Annotated in this window: 11 protein-coding genes; all 11 read left to right on the forward strand. The window is 31.6% G+C overall.

Annotated elements, in window-relative coordinates; genetic code table 11:
• Window positions 1-1,058 (forward strand): TDP-N-acetylfucosamine:lipid II N-acetylfucosaminyltransferase (locus IBX42_RS09880; RefSeq protein ID WP_294932459.1); only part of this gene is annotated, 1,058 nt, incomplete at its 5' end.
• A 699-nt stretch (window positions 1,059-1,757) separates the two neighbouring features.
• A complete protein-coding gene (locus IBX42_RS09885) occupies window positions 1,758-1,892 on the forward strand; it encodes a hypothetical protein (protein WP_294932461.1) in 135 nt (44 codons plus the stop codon).
• Entirely contained in the window at window positions 1,885-2,847 is a 963-nt protein-coding gene (locus IBX42_RS09890; protein ID WP_294932463.1) for a class I SAM-dependent methyltransferase, read from the forward strand. Before IBX42_RS09885 ends, IBX42_RS09890 begins: the two co-directional genes overlap by 8 nt.
• Window positions 2,840-3,769, forward strand: a complete 930-nt coding sequence (locus IBX42_RS09895) for a hypothetical protein (protein ID WP_294932465.1) — start codon at window positions 2,840-2,842, stop codon at window positions 3,767-3,769. The genes IBX42_RS09890 and IBX42_RS09895 overlap by 8 nt, the downstream gene beginning before the upstream one ends.
• On the forward strand, window positions 3,762-4,436 hold the full coding sequence (locus tag IBX42_RS09900; RefSeq protein WP_294932467.1) for an acetyltransferase: 675 nt from the start codon (window positions 3,762-3,764) through the stop codon (window positions 4,434-4,436). The genes IBX42_RS09895 and IBX42_RS09900 overlap by 8 nt, the downstream gene beginning before the upstream one ends.
• 11 nt (window positions 4,437-4,447) lie before the next feature.
• The gene (locus IBX42_RS09905; RefSeq protein ID WP_294932469.1) at window positions 4,448-5,143 is read left to right on the forward strand and encodes a class I SAM-dependent methyltransferase; all 696 of its coding nucleotides are present in this window, start codon (window positions 4,448-4,450) and stop codon (window positions 5,141-5,143) included.
• A gap of 5 nt (window positions 5,144-5,148) precedes the next feature.
• Window positions 5,149-5,388 (forward strand): acyl carrier protein, encoded by a 240-nt coding sequence (locus IBX42_RS09910; protein WP_294932470.1) that lies wholly within the window; start codon window positions 5,149-5,151, stop codon window positions 5,386-5,388.
• Window positions 5,378-6,118 carry an SDR family oxidoreductase gene (locus tag IBX42_RS09915; protein WP_294932472.1) on the forward strand — a complete coding sequence of 247 codons (741 nt, stop codon included), beginning with the start codon at window positions 5,378-5,380 and terminating at the stop codon, window positions 6,116-6,118. The genes IBX42_RS09910 and IBX42_RS09915 overlap by 11 nt, the downstream gene beginning before the upstream one ends.
• On the forward strand, window positions 6,119-6,967 hold the full coding sequence (locus IBX42_RS09920; protein ID WP_294932474.1) for a formyltransferase family protein: 849 nt from the start codon (window positions 6,119-6,121) through the stop codon (window positions 6,965-6,967).
• A 7-nt stretch (window positions 6,968-6,974) separates the two neighbouring features.
• Window positions 6,975-8,486, forward strand: coding sequence for an amino acid adenylation domain-containing protein (locus IBX42_RS09925; RefSeq protein WP_294932476.1), 1,512 nt, complete (start codon window positions 6,975-6,977; stop codon window positions 8,484-8,486).
• Window positions 8,483-8,974, forward strand: a 492-nt coding sequence (locus IBX42_RS09930) for a WbqC family protein (RefSeq protein WP_294932478.1), incomplete at its 3' end; no start/stop codon positions are given. The genes IBX42_RS09925 and IBX42_RS09930, both read left to right, overlap by 4 nt.

Consider the following 8,974-nt stretch of genomic DNA (forward strand, 5'->3'; position numbering starts at 1 on the left):
CAAATATGCACTGGATTTTGGAAAAAAATATGCAAAACTCCAATAAAATGAATTCTAGAAAAATTTTACATGTAATGGTTGTGGAAAAATTTCTTGCACCTTACATTGATTTTGTTGATGAGCACTTTGGAAGAGAAGGGCATCATTATGTTTTTATTACAAGTGAGAAGTATCAGTATGGCCTAACGCCTGAGCACAATGTAGAATTTTTACACACAGATGACGACATATTCATTACTTTGCTAGCCTATATAAAAATGGCAAAAAAAATTATACTCCATGGTCTTTGGAGAGACAAGGTAGATGTTCTGCTCTATTTTAATCAGGAGTTTTTAAAAAAATGCTATTGGGTTATGTGGGGCGGAGATTTTTATTTTCCTGAGACGAAAAGTAAGATTCGACATGAGATTATAAAGAATATGGGTTATTTGCTTACTGGTATGGAAGGTGAGGTTGAGCTAATAAGAAAAGAGTATCAAGCTAAAGGTAAACATATAAAACTTTCTGTTGGGTATCCTAGTAACATATTTGAAGAACATAAATATCAAATTAAATCATTAAACACCATTAATATACTAGTTGGGAATTCGGCAACACAAACAAACAATCATCTTAAAATATTTGATAAGCTTTTGCCATTTAAAAATGAAAAAATAAAAATCTATGTTCCTTTGTCATACGGAGATAAAAGTTATGCTAAAGAGATAGAAAAAATAGGTCATAAATATTTTGGAGAACAACTAATTCCCCTGTTTAATTTTATGAGTAATACTGAATACACAGATTTTCTATCTAATATTCATATTGCTATATTTAATCACAGTAGACAACAAGGAATAGGAAATATAATTAAATTATTAGGACTAGGCAAAAAAGTATTTATTAGAAATGATATAACATCTTGGGAGTATTTTGAAAAACTCGGTATAAAAATTTTCGATAATAGAATAATAGATTTGTCAATACTTGATAATGACACAAAAAAAAATAATAGAAAAAAAATTAAGAAAATTTTTTCAGAAAAAAAACTAAGGAATGAGATGAAAAAAATATATTGAGACAGTGATGAATAATTTAGACAACAGTATGGATGTCTATAAAAAATTTGAGTACGGTTTTGATAATAATATAATATTTAAATTTAGTTGGACATCACTTATATCCGCATGAATAATGACTTTATAGCTTTTGTATGCCATTATTGATTGGCATACAAAAGCTATACTAGCCCATAAGCTTCCAGTGCCATGGATGCAATACTAGTCGCAGAGGTGCTGTAAGAAGCACTGAGTAAATACCCAAAGCCAAAGATATTTAATTCAGGCTAGGGCAGCCAGTGCACAAGTTAAGAGTCCGCAACATTGCTTAGTAACTGTTTCTCAAAAAGCCTCAACGCATTGATGCGATGCTTATTCTAATGACTTTGCGTTTTATGGTCCATGCCGGGTTAGAATATAAAACCAGAAAAGAACCCAAAGAGTAAATTAAGGCCCTTCCTAATCAATTGGGTAAACCTGTTCAAAATCCTACTGCTGAATGGATGTTTGAATGCTTTTTTGAAATTTAAATTGCAATAATAGAACGGTTGAAGGAATAAGTAATTGCTAATCGTTTAGAACGCAATCACTTTATTCTAGACTTGCTTGAACCAAAGTGTTGGTGCTATTGTCGGGCTGGGAATAAAATGGAGGAATGGGGTGTGAAATGACGGTTGAAAAGTCGATGTATGTCTATCTTGAAGCGCCAGGAAAAGCAGCGTGAGAGATGAAAATAAAATGAGCAGGGAGATTATGTTGACAAATGAGGCCACTATAAAGATATTTATTGAAGTAAAAACTAGACCATATACATTAATCAAAAAAATTTACAATGAAAAGGAAAGCGATGAATAGTAGTGTTTATAAATGCATAACTTGTAATGAAAATTTATTTAAAGAAAGAGATGGTTTAAAATGTAATAAAGGGCACAGTTTCAGATTTTTAAATGAAACTAGTATTCCTGTTTTTGAATTTGATCAGTCTGAAAATGAATACACTTTAAAGGAAGTTGCTGAGCGATATGATAATTCTATGAATTGGGTTTTAGAAACATTTTGTACGACTAATGAGTATTTAAGAACTCGATTGGTTTCAAGACTTCATTTAAAACTTGGCGATAAAGTTCTAGTTACTGGCTGTGGACTAGGAGATGATTTGCCTTTCATATGCGATAAAATAGGAACCGAAGGAATTATATATGCTCAAGATTATTCCAAGGAAATGGTCTCAGAAGCTCAAATAAGAATGAATAATGACAAAAGGCTTTCTCAGTACAATATTGTTTTTTCTGTGAGCGATGCGGCAAACTTACCCTTCAAAGACGCTTCTTTTGATGCTGCGTATCATTTTGGTGGAATAAATTTGTTTCCAGACATAAAAAAAGGTATTTGCGAAATGGATAGAGTAGCAAAAGAAGGCGCTAAAATAGTTTTTGGCGACGAATGTGTACCTGCATGGTTGAAAAATACAGAACATGCAAAAATGTTAATAGAAAACAATCCATTATGTGAGTTTGATTTACCATTAGAGCACTTACCTATAACAGCAAGAGAAGTAAATATTTCATGGGAAGCTAATTATTATTTTTATGTGATTGAGTTTGTATCATCAAAAGAAAAATTGAAAATAAATTATAATGTTCCCCATAAGGGGCTTCGTGGAGGGAATATGCAAACTAGATATTATGGAAAATTAGAGGGTATTGATTTAGAATTGAAAAACAAGATATACAAGCTTGCATCAGATAAAAAAGTTAGTAGAGTCGACTTTATGGAAAAGTTATTGAAAGAAGGGTTGAAAAATGTTTGAGTGGATAAAGAAAGATCTTTTATATGAAACAAGAGAAAAAGGCTGGACACATGCCTCCCATCCTTGCATTATTCATATTGCGGATGACATATTTTTGATCGCGCTTACAAAAAGAGATAGTCTAAAAAAATCTCATATTTTTTTAGTTTACGCAATAGTTAAAAATGGAATGATTACGCTTGAAGATAAGCCGAAGTTAGCATTGAGCCCTGGTGATTATGGATATTTTGATTGCGATGGAGTAATCAGCGGATGTTTTATAAAAAATGTAGATCAAATATATTTGTATTATGTTGGTTGGCAAAATCTTCCAGAAGATTTGTGGATATGTGATACAGGAAGAGCAAACTTGGATTTGAGTTCTCTGACTTTAGAAAAAGAGTTTTTGGGACCAATTATAGGGCGAGATAGAAACCATCCTCTGTTTGCAGCAGCAACAGCATTTTTTATCGATGAAAACAACTTATGGCATACTTGGTATAACTCTGGATTAAAGTGGGAAAAAGCAGGCTCAAATTGGAAACACAAATACGGACTTCATCACGGAACTTCAACTAATGGACTTGACTGGAAGTTTGATGAAGGAATGGCCATTCCTTTTGCTGATGAATACGAATATGCATTTGGGAGACCAACAGTTGTAAAATGGGGCAATAGGTATCATATGTGGTATGCTCACAGAGAGACAAAATATATCAAAACATATAGAATTGGTTATGCAAGTTCTGATGATGGATTAAAATGGACTAGAGAAGATGAAAACTCCGGCATAGACGCTAGTGAAGAAGGCTGGGATAGTAAAATGATATGTTATCCAAGTGTATTTAGTCATAATGGATTTAAATATATGCTTTATAATGGTAATGGATATGGTGAAACAGGCTTTGGGTATGCTGTTTTAGAGGAGAGAAGCAATGTGTGAAAAAGTCATAATCATCGGTAATTCAATAACTGCAGAAATTTTGTATAAATATATAACCAATGATAAAAGATACCAGATAGAATGTTTTTGTGTTGATCGAAATTACATAAAAGAAAATATTTTATTTGGTATTAAAGTTGTTTCATTAGAAGAGATTCAAGAGAAATATCCACCAAAAGATTATAAAGTTTTATTAGCCATGGGATATAACAATGTAAATCAAGATAGAGAATGTATGTATCAAAAGGTTAAATCTTTAAAGTATGAAATAATTACTTATATACATAAAGATGCTAAAGTTTATAATGATTTTAATATCGGCGAAGGAAGCATAATTCTGGCCAATACCGTTGTTGAACCATTTGCTAAAATAGGCAAAAACAGTGTTGTTTGGGCAAATTGTACTATAGGTCACCATGCGGAAGTGGAAGACAACTGCTGGATAGCATCAGGCAGTACAATCGCAGGAGAAGCCAAAATTGGCTCAAATTCTTTTTTAGGTGTTGGTGTCACTGTCGTTAATCAAGTTAGGGTAGGCAAGTTAAATATTATAGGTGCCAATGTACTTGTATCTTCAAACACAAAAGAAAATGAAGTCTGCCTTGCAAGGGCTGGGGAAAGACACAGATTTCCTGCACTGGATTATGCAAAATATTTTATGAAATAAAAAGGGTTCAAATGACTGAAAATATTAATGACAATTACACAAGTTTTTATAAAAAAAAAGAGATTAAATATTTATATCCGACAGAGTTTGTTGTTAGAACATTTAAGGCAAGCTACCCAAACCTTAGAACTAAAATAGAGGAGGGCAAGAATCAAAAAGTTCTTGATATTGGTTTTGGCGATGGGAGAAATAGTGTGTTTTTGGCTAAAGAAGGATACTTGACATACGGCATAGAAATAACAGAGGAAATTTGTGAAATGGCGAGACAAAGATTTAAAGAACAAGGCCTGCATGCTGAATTTAAAGTTGGAAGAAACAACAATATTCCTTACGAAGACGAATATTTTGATATTGTTTTAGCTTGTCATTCCTCATACTACTTAGATGGCGATGATAAATTTGAGCATAACCTAAATGAAATTTCAAGAGTTATAAAGCAAGGTGGGGTATTTATTACAAGTTTGCCAAATGACAACTCTTACATCTTTAAAGATGCCGTAAGACAAAATGATGGCTCTTTTTTAATACAAAATGATTATTATAACAATAGAAATGGATATAGGCTACAGTCTTTTGAGTCAGCTGAAGAGATAGAAAAAAGAATACAAGATTACTTTACAAACTTTTCTTTTGGGCATGCATATAATGATTATTATGGTATAGATGAAAAAGTTTTTTGGGTAGTTTGTGAAAAAAGAAAGGATTGAGCAAAATGAATGATAAGGTAAAAGAGGTACTGGCAGAAGTTTTTGATATGAAAAGTTCTGAGATTACAGTTGGGCTAACGAAAGATGACATTGATACATGGGATTCGTTAAGACAGATGGACTTAGTGACATCACTAGAAAAAGAATTTGATATTAGGTTGGAGATGATGGAGATTGTATCTCTTGATTCTGTGGCAAAAACAGTTGAGATATTGAAGTCAAAAGGCGTAGATGTTGGAGATTAAAAATAAAGTCGCAGTAGTTACTGGAGGTGCTAGTGGCTTGGGATTAGCTATAGCGCAAGGACTAGTAAAAGAAGGAGCTAGTGTAGTAGTTCTTGATCTTGATAGGAATAAGCTAGATTTATTACCTGATGAAATAGAGAAATATTGTATCGATATTACCAACTATGAATTAGTGCAACAAACGGTAGACAGCATTGTCAGTAAGTTTTCAAAGATAGACATCCTAGTTAATAATGCAGGTGTGATTTACAGCGAATCATTTATCAATATTATGAATCCCTCATGCATGAAGCATTCATACGATAGATTTAAAAAGAATCTTGACATCAATTTAAACTCTGTTTTTATTATGAGTTCAATCATTGCAGAGAAGATGGTTATAAATAGAACACAAGGTGTTATTATAAATATGAGCTCAATAAGTGCTCAAGGCAATGCGGGACAAACGGCATATAGTGCCGCAAAGGCCGCAGTTGAGGCTATGACAAAAACTTGGTCCAAAGAGTTAGGTGTTTTTGGGATTAGAAGCGTTGCTATTGCACCAGGCTTTATAAACACAGAGTCAACAAATCATGCACTAAATGAAAAAACAATAAAACATATTAAATCAAATACGCCCTTGAAAAGATTAGGTGAAACTTTAAATATTTTTCAAAGTGTGAAATATATTGTTGAAAATGATTTTGTTAATGGCGCTGTATTACAAGTTGACGGAGGGCTAACAATATAAATGAAGTTTGTATTTGTAGGAAATAGAAAATTTGTTTTACAAGAGATGTGTGCATTAAAGTTAGACATTATAGATGCGTTAGTTATAAAGAATACCCATTTAGAAAAAGAAATAAGTGATATAGTTGATAAGTATTCTATTATATCAAATAAGAAAGAACTACTAAATAAATTGGATAATTTAGAATATGATGTTTTAGTATCAAATGGATGCCCTTATATATTACCAATAAGTGATATGAAAAAAAAGTTATATATAAATATTCATCCATCCTTATTGCCAAATCTTAAAGGTATAGATCCTGTTATAGGCGCTATTTTATACAACAAAGACTCTGGTGCTACATGCCATCTTATGAATGATGAAATTGATGCTGGAGATATTATATCCCAGGTGAAGATTCCTAAATCTGAAGATTTAGATGTTTCTTTGTTGTACCAACTTAGTTTTATAGCAGAAAAACAAGTATTTAGGCTAGCATTTGATAAAAACTTTGTAGCTAATCAGAAACAGATAGATGGCGTGGATGACATTTATTATTCCAGATGTGAGGAGGATAAGCAAATAGACTTTAATGAGTCTCTTGGGTTGATGATAAATAAAGTTAAAGCATTTAATAATAAATCTCAAGGTGCTTATTTTACATATCAGGGAGATACTTATAAAGTATATGATATTGATATTGTAAATAATAAGTTTGTTGATCAGTATGCCAGAAGTTTTAAGGACCAGGAAGTTTTATTTGTTTATGAGGACTGTGTTGTCGTAAAAAAAGACAACAATATAGTAAAGTTATCTCGCATTATAGGAGATTTATCCAAAATTAAAACAAAATCATCAATTATTTAGAGGAATTATGAAATATTATTATAATCTACTGTATTTTTTTAAAAATATCGCAACTCAAAATAAAGATAACATATCAATCAGTTATGAAAAAAAAGAATATACTTATGAAGAACTTGACAAAAAGTCAAACCAGTTTATAGGGTTTTTCTCTAATAGCCATATCTTACAAAATGATGTTATTGCTATAGCAAATACAAAGTCTTTTGAAGATTATGCGATGATGATAGCTTGTCTAAAATCTGGTGTTACATATGTTAATTTGGATATTGAAAACCCAAAAAAAAGAATAAATGATATAGTGAATTTATGCAATCCAAAAGCAATTTTTTCACTTGTCGAAATGGATATAATAACAGAGCTTTGTGAAGAAAATAAAGTTAATTTTATTTTATACAAGAGTATAGAAAATTCTGATACAGACTCCAACAGTACTATTTCAATTGATGGCGAAACAATAGCTTATATAATGTTTACATCTGGCTCAACGGGTGTACCTAAGGGTGTAGCTATTACCCATCAAAACCTCATTCATTTTATTAACTGGATTCAACAAAGATATGAGATAAGAACCACTGATAGATTTGCAAATATTAGCCCTATGTATTTTGATAACTCTGTATTTGACTTCTACGGGGCTTTATTTTCAGGTGCAACTTTAGTTCCTGTAGATAAAGAGTTGATAACTAAGCCAATAGAACTTGTTGGGTATATAGATAAAATGCAGTGTACTATATGGTTTTCAGTACCTTCTGCGTTGATGTATTTAACTACCATGAGAGTACTAACTAGTGATAATTTTAAAAATATTCGTATTTTTACATTTGGAGGAGAGGGTTACCCTAAGAGTGAGTTAAGAAAGTTGCATAATTTATATTCTAATAGGGCAACATTTATAAATGTATACGGTCCAACTGAGTGTACATGTATTTGCTCTAGTTACACAATAAGTGAAGATGATTTTGAAGATTTAAGTGAGCTGCCATCTTTGGGTTCAATAAATCAAAACTTTTCTTATGTAATTTTAGATGAGAATGGCAGAGAGACTAAACTTGGAGAACTATGTTTACTTGGACCAAATGTAGGGAAAGGTTATTATAATGATCCCAAAAGAACACAAGAAAGTTTTAAAAAATTTACAAATAAAAACAACTATGAAAAAAATATGTATAAAACGGGAGACCTAGTAGAAAAAAGGAATAATTTATTGTATTTTAAAGGCAGAGTTGACAATCAAATTAAACATATGGGCTATAGAATCGAACTTGAAGAGATAGAGTTGGCTATTTATAACATGAAAGAAGTTGAAGAGTGTGTTGTTGTATACAAAAGAGGAAAAGCAAATTATGGCAAGATAGTAGCCTATATATCAACTAATTTTGAAATAAGTTCAAATAATGTAAAAGAATATTTAAAAGACAAACTACCTTCATATATGCTACCAAACAGTATTAGTATATTAGATAGATTACCAAAAAATCAAAATGGCAAAATAGATAGAAAAGAGTTGAAAAGCAGATGAAAAAAATAGCAATTTTACAATCAAGCTACATCCCTTGGAAGGGCTATTTTGATCTTATAAATATGGTAGATGAGTTTGTACTTTATGATGATATGCAATACACTAGAAGAGACTGGCGAAATAGAAATAAGATCAAAACTCCACAGGGTCTAAGATGGCTAACTGTTCCTGTTGATGTAAAAGGGAAGTATTTTCAAAAAATCAATGAAACTAAAGTAAGTGATAAAGAATGGGCAAAAAAGCACTGGCAGCAAATAAAGCAAAACTATTCAAAAGCAAAATATTTTAAAGATTACAAAGATATTTTTGAAGAGTTGTATCTGGGTTGTGACGAAGAGTATTTAAGTCAAATTAACTATAAATTTATCACCGCTATTAACGAGATACTAGGTGTAAAAACAAAGATACGATGGTCAAGCGAATTTGAGTTAGCGGAGGGACAAACTGAGAAACTGCTTGGTATTTGTAAGCAATGTAGTGCGGAAGTG

This window comes from Sulfurimonas sp. (assembly GCF_014859695.1).
Taxonomy (GTDB): Bacteria; Campylobacterota; Campylobacteria; order Campylobacterales; family Sulfurimonadaceae; genus Sulfurimonas.